This is a genomic window from Microbacterium sp. (assembly GCF_036566905.1).
GTDB lineage: Bacteria > Actinomycetota > Actinomycetes > Actinomycetales > Microbacteriaceae > Microbacterium.
Map to the genome: position 1 here is coordinate 41,955 of NZ_DATCVK010000173.1, position 18,507 is coordinate 60,461.

General features: G+C 67.8%; 21 protein-coding genes and 1 tRNA gene. 5 read left to right on the forward strand and 17 right to left on the reverse strand.

Going from position 1 to position 18,507, the window contains the following annotated elements; translation table 11 throughout:
• Positions 1-50: 50 nt before the first annotated feature.
• Positions 51-797 (reverse strand): EAL domain-containing protein, encoded by a 747-nt coding sequence (locus VIP82_RS13835; RefSeq protein WP_331909557.1) that lies wholly within the window; start codon positions 795-797, stop codon positions 51-53.
• A 177-nt stretch (positions 798-974) separates the two neighbouring features.
• Between VIP82_RS13835 and VIP82_RS13840 the strand changes: the two genes are divergently transcribed.
• A complete protein-coding gene (locus VIP82_RS13840) occupies positions 975-1,382 on the forward strand; it encodes a DUF4383 domain-containing protein (RefSeq protein WP_331909559.1) in 408 nt (135 codons plus the stop codon).
• A gap of 5 nt (positions 1,383-1,387) precedes the next feature.
• Entirely contained in the window at positions 1,388-1,912 is a 525-nt protein-coding gene (locus VIP82_RS13845; protein ID WP_331909561.1) for a hypothetical protein, read from the forward strand.
• 77 nt (positions 1,913-1,989) lie between these two features.
• Here the strand turns inward: VIP82_RS13845 and VIP82_RS13850 are convergent, their stop codons facing one another.
• The 5 genes from VIP82_RS13850 to VIP82_RS13870 form a co-directional block, all read right to left on the reverse strand.
• On the reverse strand, positions 1,990-2,580 hold the full coding sequence (locus VIP82_RS13850; RefSeq protein WP_331909563.1) for a fasciclin domain-containing protein: 591 nt from the start codon (positions 2,578-2,580) through the stop codon (positions 1,990-1,992).
• Between the two features lie 144 nt (positions 2,581-2,724).
• Complete coding sequence (locus VIP82_RS13855) at positions 2,725-3,465, reverse strand: anti-sigma factor (protein ID WP_331909565.1); 741 nt, start codon at positions 3,463-3,465, stop codon at positions 2,725-2,727.
• Positions 3,452-4,006, reverse strand: a complete 555-nt coding sequence (locus VIP82_RS13860; RefSeq protein ID WP_331909567.1) for an RNA polymerase sigma factor — start codon at positions 4,004-4,006, stop codon at positions 3,452-3,454. The genes VIP82_RS13855 and VIP82_RS13860 overlap by 14 nt, the downstream gene beginning before the upstream one ends.
• Positions 4,007-4,043: 37 nt before the next feature.
• Positions 4,044-4,679, reverse strand: a complete 636-nt coding sequence (locus tag VIP82_RS13865; protein WP_331909569.1) for a class F sortase — start codon at positions 4,677-4,679, stop codon at positions 4,044-4,046.
• Between the two features lie 11 nt (positions 4,680-4,690).
• The gene (locus tag VIP82_RS13870) at positions 4,691-5,515 is read right to left on the reverse strand and encodes a DUF4397 domain-containing protein (protein WP_331909571.1); all 825 of its coding nucleotides are present in this window, start codon (positions 5,513-5,515) and stop codon (positions 4,691-4,693) included.
• A 188-nt stretch (positions 5,516-5,703) separates the two neighbouring features.
• On the opposite strand from VIP82_RS13870, the gene VIP82_RS13875 reads away from it, so the two are divergent.
• From VIP82_RS13875 to VIP82_RS13885, 3 genes are all read left to right on the forward strand, one after another.
• Positions 5,704-5,776: transfer RNA gene (locus VIP82_RS13875), tRNA-Met, on the forward strand.
• A gap of 390 nt (positions 5,777-6,166) precedes the next feature.
• A complete protein-coding gene (locus VIP82_RS13880) occupies positions 6,167-6,442 on the forward strand; it encodes a hypothetical protein (RefSeq protein WP_331909573.1) in 276 nt (91 codons plus the stop codon).
• A 19-nt stretch (positions 6,443-6,461) separates the two neighbouring features.
• Positions 6,462-6,938 (forward strand): hypothetical protein, encoded by a 477-nt coding sequence (locus VIP82_RS13885; RefSeq protein ID WP_331909575.1) that lies wholly within the window; start codon positions 6,462-6,464, stop codon positions 6,936-6,938.
• Between the two features lie 225 nt (positions 6,939-7,163).
• Here the strand turns inward: VIP82_RS13885 and VIP82_RS13890 are convergent, their stop codons facing one another.
• The 11 genes from VIP82_RS13890 to VIP82_RS13940 all read right to left on the reverse strand — a co-directional run bounded on the left by VIP82_RS13890 (position 7,164) and on the right by VIP82_RS13940 (position 18,507).
• Entirely contained in the window at positions 7,164-7,967 is an 804-nt protein-coding gene (locus VIP82_RS13890) for a nucleotidyltransferase domain-containing protein (RefSeq protein ID WP_331909713.1), read from the reverse strand.
• A 485-nt stretch (positions 7,968-8,452) separates the two neighbouring features.
• Positions 8,453-9,349: a carbohydrate ABC transporter permease gene (locus VIP82_RS13895; protein WP_331909577.1), complete on the reverse strand. Its 897-nt coding sequence runs from the start codon at positions 9,347-9,349 to the stop codon at positions 8,453-8,455.
• A gap of 12 nt (positions 9,350-9,361) precedes the next feature.
• Positions 9,362-10,312, reverse strand: coding sequence for a carbohydrate ABC transporter permease (locus VIP82_RS13900; protein WP_331909579.1), 951 nt, complete (start codon positions 10,310-10,312; stop codon positions 9,362-9,364).
• Positions 10,313-10,323: 11 nt separating this feature from the next.
• Positions 10,324-11,229, reverse strand: coding sequence for a phosphodiesterase (locus VIP82_RS13905; RefSeq protein WP_331909581.1), 906 nt, complete (start codon positions 11,227-11,229; stop codon positions 10,324-10,326).
• Positions 11,230-11,254: 25 nt separating this feature from the next.
• Positions 11,255-12,019 carry a tyrosine-protein phosphatase gene (locus VIP82_RS13910; protein WP_331909583.1) on the reverse strand — a complete coding sequence of 255 codons (765 nt, stop codon included), beginning with the start codon at positions 12,017-12,019 and terminating at the stop codon, positions 11,255-11,257.
• Positions 12,016-13,368, reverse strand: a complete 1,353-nt coding sequence (locus VIP82_RS13915; protein ID WP_331909585.1) for an ABC transporter substrate-binding protein — start codon at positions 13,366-13,368, stop codon at positions 12,016-12,018. Before VIP82_RS13915 ends, VIP82_RS13910 begins: the two co-directional genes overlap by 4 nt.
• A 40-nt stretch (positions 13,369-13,408) precedes the next feature.
• Positions 13,409-14,611, reverse strand: a complete 1,203-nt coding sequence (locus tag VIP82_RS13920; protein ID WP_331909587.1) for an ABC transporter ATP-binding protein — start codon at positions 14,609-14,611, stop codon at positions 13,409-13,411.
• A gap of 101 nt (positions 14,612-14,712) precedes the next feature.
• On the reverse strand, positions 14,713-15,654 hold the full coding sequence (locus tag VIP82_RS13925; protein WP_331909589.1) for a MurR/RpiR family transcriptional regulator: 942 nt from the start codon (positions 15,652-15,654) through the stop codon (positions 14,713-14,715).
• A 24-nt stretch (positions 15,655-15,678) separates the two neighbouring features.
• Complete coding sequence (locus VIP82_RS13930; RefSeq protein ID WP_331909591.1) at positions 15,679-16,527, reverse strand: metallophosphoesterase family protein; 849 nt, start codon at positions 16,525-16,527, stop codon at positions 15,679-15,681.
• A gap of 253 nt (positions 16,528-16,780) precedes the next feature.
• Positions 16,781-17,602, reverse strand: coding sequence for a carbohydrate ABC transporter permease (locus tag VIP82_RS13935; RefSeq protein WP_331909593.1), 822 nt, complete (start codon positions 17,600-17,602; stop codon positions 16,781-16,783).
• Positions 17,599-18,507 carry a carbohydrate ABC transporter permease gene (locus tag VIP82_RS13940; RefSeq protein WP_331909595.1) on the reverse strand — a complete coding sequence of 303 codons (909 nt, stop codon included), beginning with the start codon at positions 18,505-18,507 and terminating at the stop codon, positions 17,599-17,601. The genes VIP82_RS13935 and VIP82_RS13940 overlap by 4 nt, the downstream gene beginning before the upstream one ends.

Consider the following 18,507-nt stretch of genomic DNA (forward strand, 5'->3'; position numbering starts at 1 on the left):
GCGAGCGAACGACTGAGCGTGCTCTCGTCGTCCCTCGAGCTCGCGACGGGCTACGGGAACACGATCTCCGAATCCGGATGCCGGATGAGGAAGCCCTGCGCGCGATCGCAGCCCAGCAGCACCGCGATGTCGAGATGGCTGAGAGTCTCGATCCCTTCGGCGACCACTCGCAGCCCGTGTGCGTGCGCGATCTCGACGCTGTCGCGCAGCGCATCCAGCGCGGGCCCCGCTGCCGACCGCACCAGGTTCCCGGGGAGCTTCACCTCCGTCAGCGGCACACTCCGCAGTCGATCCAGCGAGCCAGGGCTCGCGCCGTATCCCGCGAAAGAGATCTCCACTCCGATCTCGCGGAGCAGGCGCAGTTGCGGCAGAACCACACGTTCATCGACCGGCTGCGCGTCCTGGGTCAGCTCGAGAACGAGCGCCCCCGAGGTGAACATCCGCCGCCCGAGTTCGGTGGCGACATGATCTGCGAAGGACTCGTCCTCGAACTGCAGCGGCGAGACGTTGACGGCGACGGCCCAGTCGCGGCCCATCTCACGCCATCCGGCGAGTGTGTCGAGGCACTCATCGATCATCCTTCGGCCGAGCGCATGGATCACGCCGCTCTGTTCCGCGACACCGATCATGGTCGCGGGATCGATGTCGCCGAGCCGCGGATGCCGCCAGCGGCACAGTGCCTCCGCGGCCACGATCGACCCGCTCTCCAACGACACCTGCGGCTGATAGGCGGCGTAGACGTCGGCACCGCGGACGGCGGTCGCCAGATCGTCCGCGAGGTCTTCGGTCGTGGCCATTGGTCAAGTTCACCCCGTCCGGCCATGCCGTTGCAAACCGGCGTTGCGACGGGCGGCCATCGGCTACAGTCCGCTCTGCAGCGTCGCCGAGCCGCGGCATCCCATCCGATTTCCCACCCGCACCGAAGACCTTTCACAGCACGGCAGATCGCCGCCGCTGAGAAAGAGAGGTCTCTCATGGGATCGTCACCGAACCGCATCGTCGCCACGGTCTTCGGCGCCGTCTACCTCCTCGTCGGCCTTCTCGGCTTCGCCTTCACGGGAGGCGTCAGCTTCATCGCCACCGAGGGCGGACTCCTCCTGGGCATCTTCGAGGTCAACCCGCTCCACAACATCGCGCACCTCCTGATCGGCGCCGCGCTGCTGATCGCCGGGATCGCAGGAGCACGACCGGCCAAGATCGTGAACGTCACGGTGGGCGCCGCGTACCTGTTGCTGGGCGTCGTCGGGTTCTTCCTCGTCGGCACGCCGGCGAACATCCTCGCGCTCAACGCGCCCGACCACTTCCTGCACCTCGCCAGCGCCATCGTGCTGCTGGGCGTCGGGCTGGCGGCCGAGCGGACGTCGCGGCTCGCGACGGCGTGACCGCGATGGCCGCAGCATCCACGACCGAGCGCGTCAGCCGTGCTTCGTCGTGGGTGCCCGTCGCCGCGTGGGGCCTGGGTCTCGTCGACATCGCTCTCGGAGCCGCGGCCCTGGTGGGGATCCAGGCCGACGGGCTGTCGCGAGCACTCGGCGTGCTCGCCGTCGTCCTGGGGGTCGCGGCTCTGGCGTGGGGCGCGGCGAGCCTGGCCCTCGACCGGACGCCGGCGCCGCGTGCGGCGGTGGCCGGAGCGGCGGCCGCGGTCGCCATCGCCGTGGCGCTCCTCGCCACGGCACCCGGTCGCGCAGGCATCCTCGCGATCATGACGGCCACCGGCCTGGGGGTGGCCGTCGCCTGCGGGGTCGTGCGGGGAACACGGCGTCCGTCGCGCCGGACGAGCCTGTGGAGCCTCATGGCCGCAGCCGCCGTCGTGACGCTCGTCGTGGTGCCCGCGCTCGGGGCGTGCCAGGGGGCGGCGCTCCTCGACGCCGACGGCACGGTCCTTCCCGTGGTCACCCACGAAGGACACTGACGGATGCCGCAGCCGCCGCGGCGGCTGCGGCATCCGTCATACATCGGCTGAGGTTCTGCGCCTGAGACCGTCCGTCGCTAGGACGCGGGAACGAGGACGCGGTCGATCGTGTGGATCACGCCGTTGGTCGCGGGGATGTTGATCGCCCATACCACCAGGCGCGGGTCGCTCAACGCCGGAGTCTCGTCGCGCAGGGTGATGCCGCGAGGCTGGACGATGCCGCCGTTGGCCATGGTGAGGGAGCCGGCCGTGATGACCTTGACCGGGCCGAGCTTCTTTCCCGCGACCACGTGGTACAGCAGGATGTTCGAGATCTGCTCGGCAGTGAAGGTCGTGGTGATGGTCGACAACGCCGCCGCCTCGCTCTCCGGCGCCGTTCCGGTGAGATCGGTCACGAGCCGCAGGAACGCGCGGTCGTTGGGCGCGAACACCGTGTAGGTCTGCCCGGCATCCGCAAGCGTTCCGTCGAGCCCGGTGGCCACCAGCGCCTGAACGAGGATGTCGTAGTCCCAAGGGTTGCCGTCGGGTGTCCCGCCGCCGGATGCGGCGACGGCGACATCCACGATCGTGCCCGCGGGGGCGGCGCCGCCGTACGCCTGGGCGGGCGTGGACGTGAATACGAGAGCCAGGGCGGCGACCGCCGCGACGGCCAGGCGAGTCTTCTTCATGGTTCCGATCTCCTTCGATGCGATTCCCGGCACGGTCCGAACGGAGGGTGCCGTAGAGGTATTCGCTCGAAGCGGCCGAGACGGATGCAGGGGCGACAAACTTCATTTCAGACATCACCGCGCCCGGACACAGAGCGCCGCGGGTCAGCTGAACTCGAGCTCGCCGCGCACGATCGAGTCGCCGGAGTGAGTGGGATCGCCGTCGAGCGGCTCCTGTGAGACGTCGACGAGCACGTAGTCGCTCAGATCGACGTCAGCGGGGACGACGAACGTGCCCTTCCTCCCGTCGAGCTCGCCGAGACTCACCAGCGCCGAGGCGTCCGCCGTGATGAGCCAGACCTCCCGGAAGCCGTCGCCGTCGTCGGAGTCGTCGAGGCTCACGGTCAGGGTGCGCTCTCCGTCGGAGAGCTCGGTCACCAGCGCTGTCCCCTTGGCACCGGGGTGATCGGGGAACGCGGCGAGGGTTGCCGACGCGATCTCGACCGACTGCGGCGCTCTGACCAGGTTCCAAACACCGACGACGGCCAGGACGGCGGCGATGCTCGCCGCCAGGGCGAACAGCACGCGTCCGCCTCCCCGCGTGCGGCGCCGCTCGGTCTGCTGGTCCGCGACCGGCACCGGAGACACTGCGGCCGCGGCCGTGCTGTCGTCGGATGCCGCGGACGGCTGCGACCTGACCTCGTCGAGGATGCGATCCCAGACCCGCTCGGGCGGCGCCTCGAGTTCGCCCAGCGTCACCGTGGACCGGCCGACCGCCACCGTGTGCTCGAGTTCTGCCAGCTCGAGGGAGCAGGCGTCGCACGTGGCGAGGTGTTCGTGCTCGGCATCCGTCACCGCTTCTCCGACGGCGACCAGCGCGAGACGCTCGGGATCAAGGTGAGACATGAGACACCTCCAATCGGTCGCGCAAGCGGGTGAGACTTCGGCGGATGTGACTCTTCACGGTACCCAGCGGCATGTCGAGGCGGGTCGCGATCTGCTGGTGGGTGAGGTCGTCGTAGAACGCCAGCCGAACCACGCGCTGTGCGTCGGGCTCGAGGCGGTCGATCTCGTCGGCGAGCAACAGTCGGTCTCCGAGGTCGATGTCGGACGCGATCGCCTCATCGTCGGTGACGGCGAATCGCTGCAGCTTCTCCTGCAGCTCGCGCACGCGCCGGCGCGCCTCCAGCGTGTCGGCGATGCGGCGGCGGGTGATCGTGACGAGCCACGTCGACAGCCTGCCCTTGGCCGGGTCGTACGACGCCCGCGAGGTCCATGCCGAGACGAACGTCTTCTGGGTCACGTCCTCCGCATCCCCTCTCTCGCCGAGCACCCGCAGCGCGAGGGTGAACACGATCGGCGACCATCGTCGGTAGATCTGCTCGAGGGCGCGCTCGTCACCGGCGGCGAAACGGCCGCACAGCTCGCGCTCTTCCTCGTCGTCCACGCTGGTTCCCCTCTGGTCGTCCGGCGCCATCGCCGGCTCACGTGATCGGGGTCGCGATGGCGACCACGTTATCCGCGTACCGGCCGGTGCGGGAGTCGAACTGCCCGCCGCACGTGATCAGCACGAGGGTTCGGGTGCCCGATCGGGCGAACAGCTCGTCGACCGGCAGGTCCGCCTTCGGGTAGTACGTGACGCTCTGCACCTGGTACCGGCGCACATCGCCCGCGGCATCCGTCACCTCCACGACCTCGCCCGCGGGGAGGTCCCGCAGCCGGCTGAGCGGACCGATCGGATACTGCGGCGCATCGACGTGGGCCGAGATCACGACGTTGCCGTCGGATGCCGCCGGGTCGGACCCGAAGCGGTACCACCCGCCGGTCGCGGGGTCGACCGGGAGCTCCATGAAGCCCCCGGCCTCCACGCCGACGGGCACCACCGGCATGTCGACGTCGATGGAAGCGGCGACCACCCTGACCGGCGGCACGGGCCGCCGTGTGGGGGACGGGGTGGCCGCCGAGATCGGCACCTCGACGGCGGGCGTCGGACGCGCCGTCGCCGTCGCCGTCGCAGATGGTGCCGGCGCCGACGGGGCGGCCCCTGGGGACGAGCCGCACGCCGTCAGCGCGAGGGCGATCGCAAGAGATGCTCCGACTCCTGCGACCGCCCTGCCCATGGTTCGGGATCTCAGCGGCGTGCCCGGCTGCGCACGACGACGAGAGCGGATGCCGCGACCGCCGCCGCGACGACGAGACCGCCGATCGCCCACAGCGACTGCTGGAACATGTCGCGCTGCGCGAGCTGGCCACCGGTCCCCGAGTTCACGCCGTCCGGCGCCGAGTGGAGGCCCGTGATCGTCTGCACCGCGAGGGCGAGGTTGTCGTCCTCGAGGCTGCCCCACGCGTACGCGATGGTGAGCGCGCCTTCCTGCACATCGACGGGCGCCGGGCCGATCACGGGATCGGTGGTGCCGGCCGCGGCCACGGAGGCCTCGATGGTTGCGGCGGGCAGATTCAGGGATGACTCGTCGGGATTGGCGAGCCCCTGGATCACTGCGGTTCCGCCCGCGAGCACATCCACCGCGGGCGCGGCCGCGTCATGCCGCACGGTGAGGCGTCCCTCCCCCGCCGCCGTGGGCGAGGTGTCGTTGACGTACGGCGTGACCGTCGGCGAGCCGGATTCGTTGAGGTGCGCGACAGCCGTGTAGTTCTTGCCGGCGTCGAGCGTCAACGTCACCGGCCCGAGCACGGGCGAGCTGTCGTCGGCGGCGTCCGTCGCGGTGAGGGCGACCTCGTAGTCGCCCGCGGGCAGATCCAGGGGTCCAGCCAGGTCACCCGGCTGGAAGTCGTCGAGCGTGAGTGCGCCGTTGACGTAGACGTCGACAGGCGTGTCGGGTATGCCGTGCAGTACCGAGAGCACGGCGTTGCTGTTCGTGGCCGCGTTTGCGGGGATGCCCACACTGAGTGCGGCGACAATGCCGGCGGCGATTCCCGCGAGAACCTTCTTTCGCACGGTCTTCCTCCTTCTCTGAGCGGCCAGTCGCCGCCTGTTGAAGAGTTCTTCCGACGGAGGAGGGAGTTCGGATGCAGGCGGGGGCGAAGTTTCTGGATGAGCGGCGTCCGTCGTCACATCTCTTCATCACCGGACACGCTCCGTCACCCTCGCGCGCCTCGAGCCGAGGGCGTCTACGGTGGTGTCATCGCGGCGATCCGGGCGGTCCCGGGCTCCGGTTCATACCCGGCAGCGTTGCGGGTTCGACTCCCGCCGTCGCGTCGACTCCTCGGACATGTAAATTCCTGATCAAGGTGGCTTTCCCGGCGCGCAGGTCGTGGCCAGATGCGCTTTTGCCCACATTTTGCCCACACTTTTCGAGCTTGGCGCCCGCTGACCTACGCGCTAGTACGCAAGAGCTTGCTCAGGCCTGCGTGTCGCCGGTGACCGGCCGCAGCAATCGAGCCATTCACTGACCCTCGCGGCGGAGTTGGCTGGCACATCAGCGTGTCAAATGACCATCCCCCTCCGGGCATGATCGCGGCGGGCTTTACGGGCGCACCGCGACTGCACAGCCGCGGCACCGCCTCCCCTTGTTGAGTTCGATCGCTGAGCGACCGGGCTACGTGCGAGACGTTGCCGACCTTCGTATCTCACGGCAGAGTGGCCACCATGCGGTACACCATCCCTGCGATCGTCCTCGTGGTCGCCGCCGCGATCTTCGTCGGCGCGATGTGGCTCGCAGCAACGGCGAACTGGGATCTCATGCTGCTCGACGCGGTTGCTCTCGCGATTGCCTCGTTCGTCGCTGCCGCGTGGGCTGTCGGCAGGATCCGTCGGACACGAGCGATCACACCCGAGGCGATTATCACGCCTCCCGGTATGCCCGAGTCGGTGATCTCGAGCACAAGGCCTCCAACGGCAGCGGCGTCCAAGTCGGCTCAGTGAAATTCATAAGGAGCGAGACATGACGAAGCGAACGATCATCGTAGGCGCGCTCGTGGCCGCGGCCGGTTTGGTGGCAGTCGGTGGTCTGGCTGCGTCCGGTGGAGCATTCACCAACCCTGAGGCAGGACCCCTGCCCGAGGGTGTGGAGGTCGTCACGCAGCAGGTGTACGAGGACGCCTTCGCTAAGTTCGAGGCGTGCATGAACGAAGGCGGCGCCTCGCTTGCCGCCAAGCACGATGTCGGCGGTGTGCACCAGTTCTCCTACCTAGCCGAAGCGGCGCCGGTGTATGACAAGTGCTACGTCGTCTTCGCGCCTGTGGACTTCCGGTGGCAGGTTTCCAGGTCGTACTACATGCCGGAGTTCGACAGGTATCGCGAGTGCCTGACGGACATCGGCATCGAGCCGGGAAAGGACGCTGACACGATCTTGGCCCAAGTCAAGGACAGCGGCATGGACGTCCGGAAGTGCTTCGATGAAGGCACAACGAACGGGTGAACTGAACACCACGCCGGCGCGTCGGCCGACTGACGGGCAGCAGGTGGAGAGGACAGCGCATTCGAAACGCCGGTCGCGATTACGCAGGATCACCACTCACAGTCGTGCACGGTCACCGATGGGTCCTGAGCATCGACAGTCTTTGCTGAGCCGGGGTGACGCACGCAGTGCAACAGTGCATTGGCCACCAAGCCTCTGCGGCTTGGATACAGGCAAGCGTGAGTGTCAGCGACGACCGATCGAACGCACGATCGCGCCCAGCACCACCAAAGCGCCCGCGGCTGCGGCGATCACCACGCCGGGGTGCTCGCGATAGGTCTGCTTCAGCTTGTCCCTCCACTCCCCCGCGACCGTCTTGGTCTGGGCGACAAGGCTGTCGAAATCAACGTTGTCGGCCACATCCTTAATACTCGCGGTTGCGGCCTTCGCGGCATCGACGGCGGCATCAGCGGCTTTTCCGGCCGCGGCCCTCGCCTCGGACGCAGCGCTCTTGGCTCCATCGACGACGTCCCCGACCTTCGCGCTCACCGTGTCTGCGATGTCGCTCACGGCTCCTGCGACATCGCTCTTCGTGGCTTGCGCGCCAGCCGAGACCTCGTCAGCGATCTGCTCCGCCGTGGCGCCGAACGATTCTGCACCGTCGGCGGCCGACATGCGCACTCGCTCGGCGGCGTCTCGCGCCGCCTGTGTGGCTTCGGAGTTTCCCTGGGTGTCGGTCATTCTCGTCTCCCTTCGTCGTGCGGTCGCGCAATCGTACGCGCGCCACCCGTGACCGAGCATGAAATCGAGGTGGGGTTGCCAGCGGCTCGGACGGATGCTACGCCCCTGGGTCGCCTCGACGACCGCCGGCCCATCCGCGGCGGGGGCCAGTTGCAGGATCAGATCGATGTCGGACCATCGGTCCTCGGTGCCGCGGGCGGCCGACCCAGCCAGCGCGGCGCCCGCGATACGAGGGTCCATCTGGGCGGCCTCGGCTAGGGCGCTACGGATTTCGGTGCGGTCGGCGACGGAAGAACATGCCTCCAACATCACACATCGAGACCATTCCGCTGGGGAAAGTGCGGGTTCGAAGCCCGACGTCGCATGCACCAGGGTTCCCTCATCGCGCGCGCTCCCGTGACCGACTGCGAACTCGCGACCGTGGAGTGACTGACGAAACTCGAGATCGTGCGCGAGGAGCGGTGCGTCGGAGCGTCCGCGTCTGCGACGCGCCACACCAGAGTGACCTCGCGGATGCCTAGCGTCAGCCTGGCTCGTGCCCAGAAGTGAAACTGCGCGCCCGCCTTGAACGTGCGAGGCCGGTCTCCGTCGACCTCTAGGAGGGTGGCTGCCTCAATCGGCGCCACATCGACATGGTCAAGAGTGATGGGCCGTTCTGATGTGTTGCGGACTACCCAGAGATCTCCAGAGCCGCCCTTGGCCGCGCCCCAGGCCTTTGGTCGGCCGCGGCGCTCGCGCGCGCTCGACGCGCAACGCCGAGCGCCCATACCGGACGACGTCCGCTCCCTGACGGACTACTTCAGGCCGGAGCGCACGAACGCGTCGACGACGTAGCGCTGCAGGAAGATGTAGATCAGGAGCACGGGAACGCACGCGAGTCCGGCGGCGGCCATGGTCGCTCCCCAGTTGTTGCCCTCGGCGGAGAGGAAGCTGCGGACGCCGACCTGGATCAGCGCGTCGCCCTGTCGCATGATGAGCGCCGGCCACAGGTACTCGTTCCACGCCGAGATGAACCCCATGATGCCGAGAGCGGCGAGCGCCGGCTTCATGTTGGGCACGACCACGGTCCACAGCGTGGACCAGCTCGAACGGCCGTCGAGTTGGGCGGCCTCGAGCAGCTCGCGCGGGAAGGCGCGCATGTGCTGGACCATGAGGAGCACGGCGAATGCTCCAGCGAGCTGCGGCACGATGACGCCGCCGACGGTTCCGAGCAGTCCCATCTGGGAGACGAGGAGGTAGTTCGGGATCATCGTCACCTGGAACGGCACCAGCCATGAGCCGATGAACAGGAACATGAGGAACTTGCTGCCGACGAAGTCCCATACTGCGAAGCCGTAGGCAGCAAGGATCGCGATGAACAGCTGCACCGCCGCGAGGATCAGCGACATCACGAAGGTGTTGATCAGCATGCTGCCGATCGGGACGGTGTTCCACACGTAGGCGAAGTTCTCGAAGCTCAGGGGCCACGGCAGGAGCGTCTGGTCGAGCGCGTCTCCCGGCGCTCGCAGCGCGGTGGCGAACATCCAGTAGACAGGGAACACGCTGAACAGGGCGAGGGCGATGAGGATCACGTGGCCCACGATGACGCCGGCGTGGCTGCGCGAGCCGACCGCGAGGTCTTCGACCTTGGATTGCAGGGTATTGGCGCTACCAGTGACGGCGACCGGTGCGGCGACGGCGACGAATGCCATGTCGTGGTTCTCTCAGTTGTCGTAGAAGCTCAGTCGGTCCTGCAGCTCGAGGAAGACGAGCGCGATGACACCGAAGCCGAGGAAGAAGATGACCCCCGCCGCCGACGAGATGCCGGTGTCGAAGTTCTGGAAGCCGAACTGGTAGAGCAGGTAGTAGATGTTGGTCGTCGAGTTGGTCGGCCCGCCCTGCGTGAGCAGGTCGATGATCGGGTAGGTCCACTGCGCCGCCAGCAGGATCGTCATGAGGGCGAGGAAGACGATCGTCGGCGACAGCAGCGGCAGCGTGATGCGGCGTGTGATGGTTCCCGTTCCGGCGCCGTCGAGCGAGGCGGCCTGGCCGTACTCGGGGCTGATGCCGGCGAAGCCCGCCGCGACCACGAGGACGCCGAAGCCGAGCATCTGCCAGCCGACGATCACGATGACTGCCCAGATGGCGAGATCTGCGTCGCGAAAGACGTTCGGCATGTCGATGCCGGCGCCGGCGAGGACCGTGGCGATGGCGCCCTGTTCCGCGAACAGCCAGCGCCACACCGCGCTCGTGGCGACCGGTGTCACGAGGAAGGGTACGAAGATCAGCGCCTGGTAGAAGGTGCGCAGCCGTCCGCGGACCTGCCGCGCGAGCATCGCGATGGCGATCGGCAGCACCAGCGAGAAGACCAGGAACGCCGCGACGTAGATCACGGTGTTGACGATCGCGGTGTGCAGCTCGGGCAGCTGCGCGACCTCGATGTAGTTGTCCAGGCCGACGAAGGTCTTCGGGCTGGTCGGCAGGAGGTTCCAGTCGTAGAACGACAGCCCGAACGTCTGGACCAGCGGGCTGTACGTCCAGAGCAGCAGGAACGCGATCCCGGGCAGGACGTATAGGTAGGGCACGAGCCGGGCGGCGCGGATCCGACGCCGGTGAGGCGTCGGATCCGCGGTGCCGGCGACGGCTCCCGTGGGGGCGGCGACGGTGACGAACATGACGGTACGGCCTACTCCTGCACAGACGCGTTGACGACCGCGAGCTGCTCTTCCGCGCTGAGCTTCATGTATGACTCCAGCATCTCAGGCGTCATCTCGTACACGGTCGGGAACTGCCCGATCGGCACCACCGAGTGCAGCACCCGATCCCCGTACACGTGCACGAGGTTGTACGACTGGGCGCCGTCCTGACCCCGAGCACCCGGGTACACGACGTTGAGGTCCTGCGTGTAGCAGGTGGCGGAGGCTACCGACACCGGCACGCCGGCGAACGTGCTGTGGGTCGAGTAGTGGAGGTGACCGCCGAGGATGCCGCGGACGTCGGTTCCCGCGATGACCTCGGCGAACTTGTCCTGATCCTTCAGCTCGACCAGCGCCAGGAGTCCCAGCGGGCTCGGGACGGGCGGGTGGTGCAGGGCGATGAGCGTGCCGTCGGGTGCGGGCACCTCGAGCTCGCGGCGCAGCCAGTCCAGCTGCTCGTCCGAGATCTCGCCGTAGTGCTGGCCCGGCACCGTCGAGTCCAGCGCGATGATGCGCAGCCCGTTGATGTCGAACACCCGGTCGACGGGCTCGGACTGCTCGCCCCCTTCGTCCAGCAGCCCGCGCCGGAACGCGACCCGCTCGTCGTGGTTGCCCATCACCCAGATGACCTGGGCTCCGAGCTTCTCGGCTGCGGGCTCGACGAGCGCGCGGAGCCGCTCGTATGCGTCTGCCCGCCCGGTGTCGGCGAGGTCGCCGGTGAACACGATCGCCTCGGGGCGTGCGTTGGACTTCGCGAAGCCGTCGAACAGCTCCGCGAGGTTCTTGTCGGAGTCGATGCGCGCGTGCAGCAGGTCGCCGTTGCCGACGAAGTGGGTGTCCGACACGTGGAGGATGAAGTGCTCGGGCGCGGGATGCTGCGCCTGGATTCCGGTCATGGGTTTCTCCGTTCTGGGTGGTGTGTCAGTCGATGAGTGCGCGGGTGAGGCGTTCGAGTTCGGCGTCGGTCAGGCCCTGCGCCCGGAGGTAGGCGGCCGTTGAACCGTGCTCGCGCTCGATGCGGTCCAGCAGGGATGTCATGATCGGGGCTGGGCTCGCGGTCACGAGCTCGACGATCTCGGGGGTGAGGTCGTGCCCTCGGCCCTCGAAGGTCCGCAGCATGGCGTCGGCCCACTCCCCGCGAAGGTTGTCCGACGTCTGGGCGTAGTCGGCCACGACCTCGTCGCGGTCGACCCCAGCGGCGCGCAGCGCGAATGCCACCACGAGTCCCGTGCGATCCTTGCCCGCCGTGCAGTGGACAAGCACCGCTTCGTCGTCGGCGGCGTCTGCGATCACCCGGATGGCGGCGGCGAGGTGCGCGCCGCGTTCATCGACCATGTGGTCGTAGATCGGCGCGAGCCCGATAGGGACACCCGCCTGCACTGCCGGAGCCGCGTCGTCGAATACCGGCAGGTGGTGCACCCGGGCGTCGAGCCCGTCGAGCAGGCTCGGCGCCGTGCGCCGCTCGTCGGTGCCGCGCAGGTCGACGATGTGCGCAATGCCGAGCTCGGCGAGGCGGGCCCGCCCGGCAGCGTCGATCCGGTGCAGTGCGTCCGAGCGGAAGAGCTTGCCCCAGCGGGTCGTCCCGGCGGTGGCGCGGTAGCCACCGGTGTCACGAAGGTTGTACACGCCCGGCACGGCATGCAGCCGCACCGGTGCTTCGGCGAGGGTCTCGTCGGTGGTGCTCATTTGATCAGCTCCTGGGCGCGGTCGGCGGCATCCGTCATTGCGGTCTCCGCGTCGGCGCCGTAGAAGATCGACTCCTCGATAGCGGTCGCCAGCACCTGATCGACCTGCGCGTAGCTGTCACCGGGATACGAGACCCACGGTTCGAGGTCGTCGAGCTGAGCGAGGTTGGGCTTGACCAGCGGGTTCTGCTCCACCCACTCATGCAGCGGTCCCCCATCCTCGGTGAGCGCGGTGCGCAACGGCAGGTAGCCGATCTCGGTCGAGATGAGCTCGTAGGCGCGCGGGCTGGTCAACCACTGCATCAGCTCCCAGGCGGCCGCCTGCTTGGCGGGGTCGCTCGCGAACATGGCGAGGAACGAGCCGGAGTTGGTCGGTACGACCGGCAGGTCGTCGAAGGCGGGCAGCGGCCGGGCGTCCAGCGTCCAGCCGCCCGCCTGCGAGCCCTGCATGAACGCGCCCTGCAGCGCCGACGTGTTGACGTGGATCGCCGTCTTGCCCTGCGCGAACGCCTCATACTGCGACGTGGAGTCCTCGTTCGTGAGGAAGCCGTCGTCGAACATGTCGCGGAAGACCTGCACCGTGTCCACCGCGGCGTCCGAGCCGAACCCGATCGTGGCACGGTCATCGCTCAGCACCTGCGCGTCGTTGGAGCGGAACAGTCCCTGCATGCACCAGCTGCCGCCGGTCACGACGCAGGTCACGCTCAGTGACGGCGCGCCGGTCGAGGCCGTGATCTGCTCGGCGGCCGCGGCCACCGCATCCCATGTCGACAGGTCGACCGTCGCGGGGTCGAGCCCTGCCGCCTCGAACTGCGCCTCGTTGATCCACAGGATCGGCGTCGAGAAGACATAGGGCAGGCCGTAGGTCTCGCCGTCCCAGTCCGCCAGCACCCGCGCACGCTCGTGGTACGGGTACTCGCCGCCGAACTGCTCCTCCAGCCCCTCCTCGCCGACCAGGGCGGTGAGATCCTGCGCGCCGAGGGTGGTGGCGGCGAAGTCGAGCTCGTTGAACGTGAGCTGTGCGACGTCGGGCGGATCGCCGGCGAGCACCTGCTTCTGCACGCTCGCCGCGGTGCCGCTCGCCGAGTCGCTCGGCTGGCCGACGACCGTGATGTTCGGGTGCTCGGTCATGAACTCGTCCAGCAACGTGTTGATCGTGTCGGACCAGATGCCGGCGTTGCCGAGGTTGTAGGACTCGAAGACGATCTCCACCTTCTGGTCATCGGCGAGCTCGGTGAGGCCGGCAGCCGGGGCGGCGCCGGTCGCTGCGGCTCCGGCGCAGCCGCTGAGCGCGGCGACGGCGAGCACGGCGAGCGAGGCGAGCCCGACGCGGCGGGTTCGGGTGTTCATGTCGTGGTTCTCCTGTTTTCGGGTGGGAAGGGACGGCGTATCAGGCAGTGAGAATGGGTTCGGCAACGCGGGCGGAGGATGCCGTGGGCTCGGGGTCGACTGTCGTCGCCGCGCTCTCGCGGGCCGCGGACGCGTTGGCCTCGGTGGGTCCGACGTCGGCGACCCATTCGAGGCGGCGGCTGGTGGCACTGTCGAAGAGGTGGATGTGCAAGGGATCTGCTCGCAGAGTGAGCTGTTCGCCCACGGCGACGTGCACGTCGCGGGTGGTCCGCATGTGGACGCGGGAGTTACCTGTCGAGAAGGTGAGTATCTGCTCGCCGCCGAGGTTCTCGACGATTTCGACGGTGCCCTCGAGCAAGATCCCGTCGTGTGCGTCTGAGAGGTGGGCGATCTCGAGGTGCTCGGGGCGGATGCCGACGACGACGTCCAGGTCGTCGGTGCTGCCCAGCCACAGGTCGCCCGCCAGGCCGTTGCCCGACAGGGACACGGTGCCCTGGCGGCCGAGGACTTGCGCGTCGAGCAGATTCATCGCGGGGCTGCCGAGGAAGCCGGCGACGAACACGGATTCGGGGCGGTCGTAGACCTCTTCGGGTGTGCCGTACTGCTCGATGGCCCCGGCGTTGAGCACGACGATCTTGGTCGCCATCGTCATCGCCTCGACCTGATCGTGAGTGACGTAGACGAAGGTCGCGTTCAGGCTGCGGTGCAGCGCCGTCAGCTCGTGGCGCGTCTGCGTGCGCAGTTTCGCGTCGAGGTTCGATAGCGGCTCGTCCATGAGGAACGCCTTGGGGTTGCGTACCAGCGCGCGCCCGACGGCGACGCGCTGGCGCTGGCCGCCGGAGAGTTCCTTCGGCTTGCGGTCGAGCAGGTGACCGATCTCGAGGGAGTCGGCGACGTCCTGCACCCGGCGCTGGATCTCCTCTTTGCCCAGCCGCTGGACCTTCAGCGGAAAGGCCAGGTTCTTGCGCACACTCAGGTGCGGGTAGAGGGCATAGCTCTGGAAGACCATCGCGAGGTCGCGCTTCTTCGACGGCAGCTCGGTGATGTCGGCGCCGTCGAGCAGGATGCGGCCCGTGGTCGGTTCGAGCAGGCCGGCGATCATCCGCAGCAGTGTGGTCTTGCCGCAGCCGGACGGTCCGAGCAGGACGACGAACTCGCCGTCCGCGATCGTCAGGTCGATGTCGCGGACGGCAGCGGTGCTCTTGAAGCTGCGCCCGATGCCTGAAAGCTGGATCGTGCCCATGAGTCGCTTTCTGCAAGCGACTTACTGTGCGGGACCCTCCCGCGAAATTCGCTTGCCTGGCGATTCAAAGATGTGAAAGTGAATTGCAGGCAAACCCGGCGTCAACGTTCGGCGGTGCCGTCGCGAACATCGATGGCGACGTCCGGCTCGCCCTCGGGTTCGGCCGACTCCGCCGGCATCTCCTCGGCGACGATGCCGAGCACCTCGTCGCGCACGGCCGCCCTCGCGTGCTCCGCGGCATCCGTCATCCGCTCCGCCACCGCGATCTGGAGCGCCGTCAGCAGCAGGAGTTGGACGAGGCCGCTGCCGAGTGTGCCCCGATCCCAGGCCTGGAACCGGGCGCCGCCGACGAGCAGCAGGTCTGCGTGCTCGGCGATCGGTGCGCGAGCGAAGCCCGTCACACCGATCACGGTCGCGCCCCCATCCGCTGCCGCCGCGGCCGACGCGAGGGTGACCGAGTTCGCGCCACTCGAGCTCACCACGAGGCATACGTCGCCCGGCCCGAGCACGCTCGCAGTCAGCTGCTGCACGACTCCGTCGCTGGGAGCCTCGCACGAGCGCCCGTTCATGATGAAGTTCACGGCCACGGCCTGCGCTGCCGGGTGCGATCCGCCGGTGCCGACCACGAGCACACGTGGCGCACGCGCGATGGCGTCCGCAGCCGCGTCGAAGGCGCCGGGATCGACCGAGGCCAGCGAGCTGCGGAGGAGGCCGGCCGCACCGTCTGCGAGCGTACGCAGCCAGCCCTCGGTGCCCTGGGGGCGCGCTTCCTCGTCCTGCGCGGCCGCACCGAGATCGCGAATGAGCAGCATCCGCATGTGTTGGAAGCCGCGGAAGCCCAGCGCCTGGCTTGTGCGGCTGACCGTCGCAGCCGACGTGCCGGCGGCCTCGGCGAGGTCCGCGCCCGACATGTCGACGACTTCCTGCGGCCGCTCCGCGCAGATCCGGGCGACACGCTGGGCGCTCGGGATGAGCGAGGGCAACACGGAGAGGATGTGGTCGATGGTTCCGCCGATGGGCGGTTCGGAGACGTGCGCGTGCATGCTGTCGGGTCTATCACGCCGCGATCACGCGGGGAGCACGACACCCATCGCATCCAAGGCGAGACGCGCCTGCTCGACCTGCAGGAACTCCGGCTCCACGAGGTCGTGCGGCGCGCGGAAGAACGGAAGCGCCCCTCTCTCGTCGACCACGTACTCGACCACGCCCAGCTGGATGAGCCCCGGACCGACAATGTCGGCGCTGACGGCGCCGCGGTGAACAAAGGCCGTCGACGGAGCCGAGACCACGGGCACTCCGTCGCGGCGCGTGAGGGCATAGTGGTGGAGGTGCCCGCTGCCATAGCCGCGGACGTCGAGTGCCGCCAGGGCGGCCTCGAGTCGGGGCAGTGACTCTGGTCCCACCGACAGGCGCGGATCCTGCAGCTCTGGAGTGAACGCCCACACCGGCTTGTGCGTGAAGAACAAGGCGGGGCGCGGCCCGGCGAGGCCAGGAAGAGCTTCGATCCACTCCCACTGCTCATCCTCCTCGGGCAGCCCCGAGTCGAACAACTCGCTGTTCACGCCGATCACAACCCAGTCGCCGACCTCCTCGACGAAGCGATCCTCACCGAAGTGCGCACGGAATGCGGCGACGCGCTCACTCGTGACCGGGCGGTCCCCGAACGGCTCCTCCCCCGGTTCGCCCACGTCGTGATTGCCGGGGAGCACGCGCAGCGGGGCCGCGATTCCGGCGAGTACCTCACGGGCCGCAACGCGATCTCGGTCCTCGTCCGGGTCGAGGATGGTCACGTCCCCGCTGTGGACGACGAAGTCGGGCTCCAGCGCGTTGATGAACTCGACGATCCGCACGGCGTTGTCGGTGGGAGACCCCCCGAGGTGGCTGATGTGCGTGTCCGACAGCTGCACGATCTTCATGACTGCTCCAATGCATCGACAGAATGTCGCGCAACGGCGGATCCGCGACGCCGTCACGATAGGAGAGGCGAGAGACGTCCATGCGAACGAGCGGTGAATGACTCGTTCACGATGTCAACCCGCGAGGAAACCTGCTTCCGCCCCCGCAACTCCTCACGCGCCAGGGCGCAAACCGGCCGAAAGCTGCTCTCTCGAATTGGATCGGCGGCGCCGTCCACGGTGGACCCTTCGCGCCTCGGCGCCGTTCCGACGGTCAACCTTTGATCGCGCCTGCGAGAACCGCCTTTACGAAGTGACGCTGAAGCAGCAGAAAGATGATGAGGGTTGGAGCCATGAGCAGGATGGCGGCGGCACAGAGCAGGACGATGTCGGTTTGGTACTGGCCCTGAAACGCCCCCAAGGCGCCCGCCATAGTTCGCTTCGATGGGTCATCGATGAGGACGATGGCGAGGATGAAATGGTTCCACGTGTTCAGGAACTGCAGGATGCCCAACGTCACGAGCGCGGGCACGGCGAGTGGAAAGTGTATGTGCCGAAACAACTGCAACGTCGACGCGCCGTCCATCCGTGCGGCTTCTGACAATTCGAGTGGGATCGACCGGAAGTGTCCGGTCATCCAGAACACACCGAACGGCATCGCTAGGCCGATCAATGGCAGGATCAGAGCCCATTGAGTGTTCAGCGTCCCCAACTCTGCAGCCTGGTAATAGAGCGGGATCACCGCGGACTCGAAAGGGATCGTCAAGCCGAGCAGGAATGCCACGTAGACGGCACGTCGCCCTTTTGGGCGAAGGTACCCCAGCGCAAACCCTGCCAGTGAGGAGAACAGGAGGGCGGCCGGCACAACTCCTAGAACGATGAACGAGCTCGATGCTGCGAGTTGGAGGAAGTTGGTGGCCTCGAACGCTGCGGCGAAATTATCCCAGTGAGCCCTGGTTGGAAGAGATAGGCCGGTCGGAGGGCTCCCTGGTTCGTGCAGTGCGGTGATCAGCATCGCGACGAACGGCAATAGCGTCAACGCCATGAGCAGGACGAGGGTGATAGACCCGCCCAGTTGCTGCCCCCGATCTCTCATCGCACACTTCCCTCGCGGTTGAGTCGTTGCACAGGCAGAACGATGGCGAGGATGATCACGAGCAAGACGACGGCCAGGGCAGACGCGAGTCCGACTCTGTTCTCTGTGAACGCCAGACGCACGACCTGGACCCCTGGCACCATGGTTGAATACCCCGGCCCACCCTGTGTGGTCATGTAGATAAGGTCGAAGCTCGCGATGGCGGCGATCAGCGTGACAGTGACGCACACAACGATCTCGTGCCGCAAGCCCGGGAGCGTCACTGCAAAGAACTCCTGGAGAGCATTCGCCCCGTCGAGGCGTGCCGCCTCATAGAGCGATGCGTCGATGCGCCCTATGCCTGCTGTCAGCACCACGGTGCAGAATCCGATCATCACCCACGATCCGATGAGTCCGACGGCTGGTAGCGCCGTCGAGAAGTCACCCAGCCAAGGTCGAGTAAGGCCACCGAGGCCCACGGATCTGAGCAGCTGATTGATGGGGCCGGCGTCGGCGTACATCCAGGTCCAGGCAACGGCCGCGGCCGCGAGAGGCACGATCTGCGGGAGGAACAAGACAGCGCGGGCAGCCGCGGCGAAGCCTGCGGATCTGACTAAGCGTGCAGCCGAGGCGGCGACGAGCCCAAGGGCTACGGGAACGACGCAGATGAACAGGATGAGCGTGAGCGTGTTCACCAGCGATCCGTAGAGCTGCTGATCGGAGAGAACGCTGTGGTAATTGTCCAGTCCGACCCACGAAGCGAGGCCGATGCCATCCCAGTCGTAGAACGAATAGCGAATGGTCTGCGTCAGGGGGTAGACGGCGAAGATGCAGTACATGATCGCGGCGGGCGCGATCCACAGATAGGCAAGGAGGATGCTGGGAAGACGCCTTGACGTCTTCCCAGCCGTTCGGTCGGCCACCAC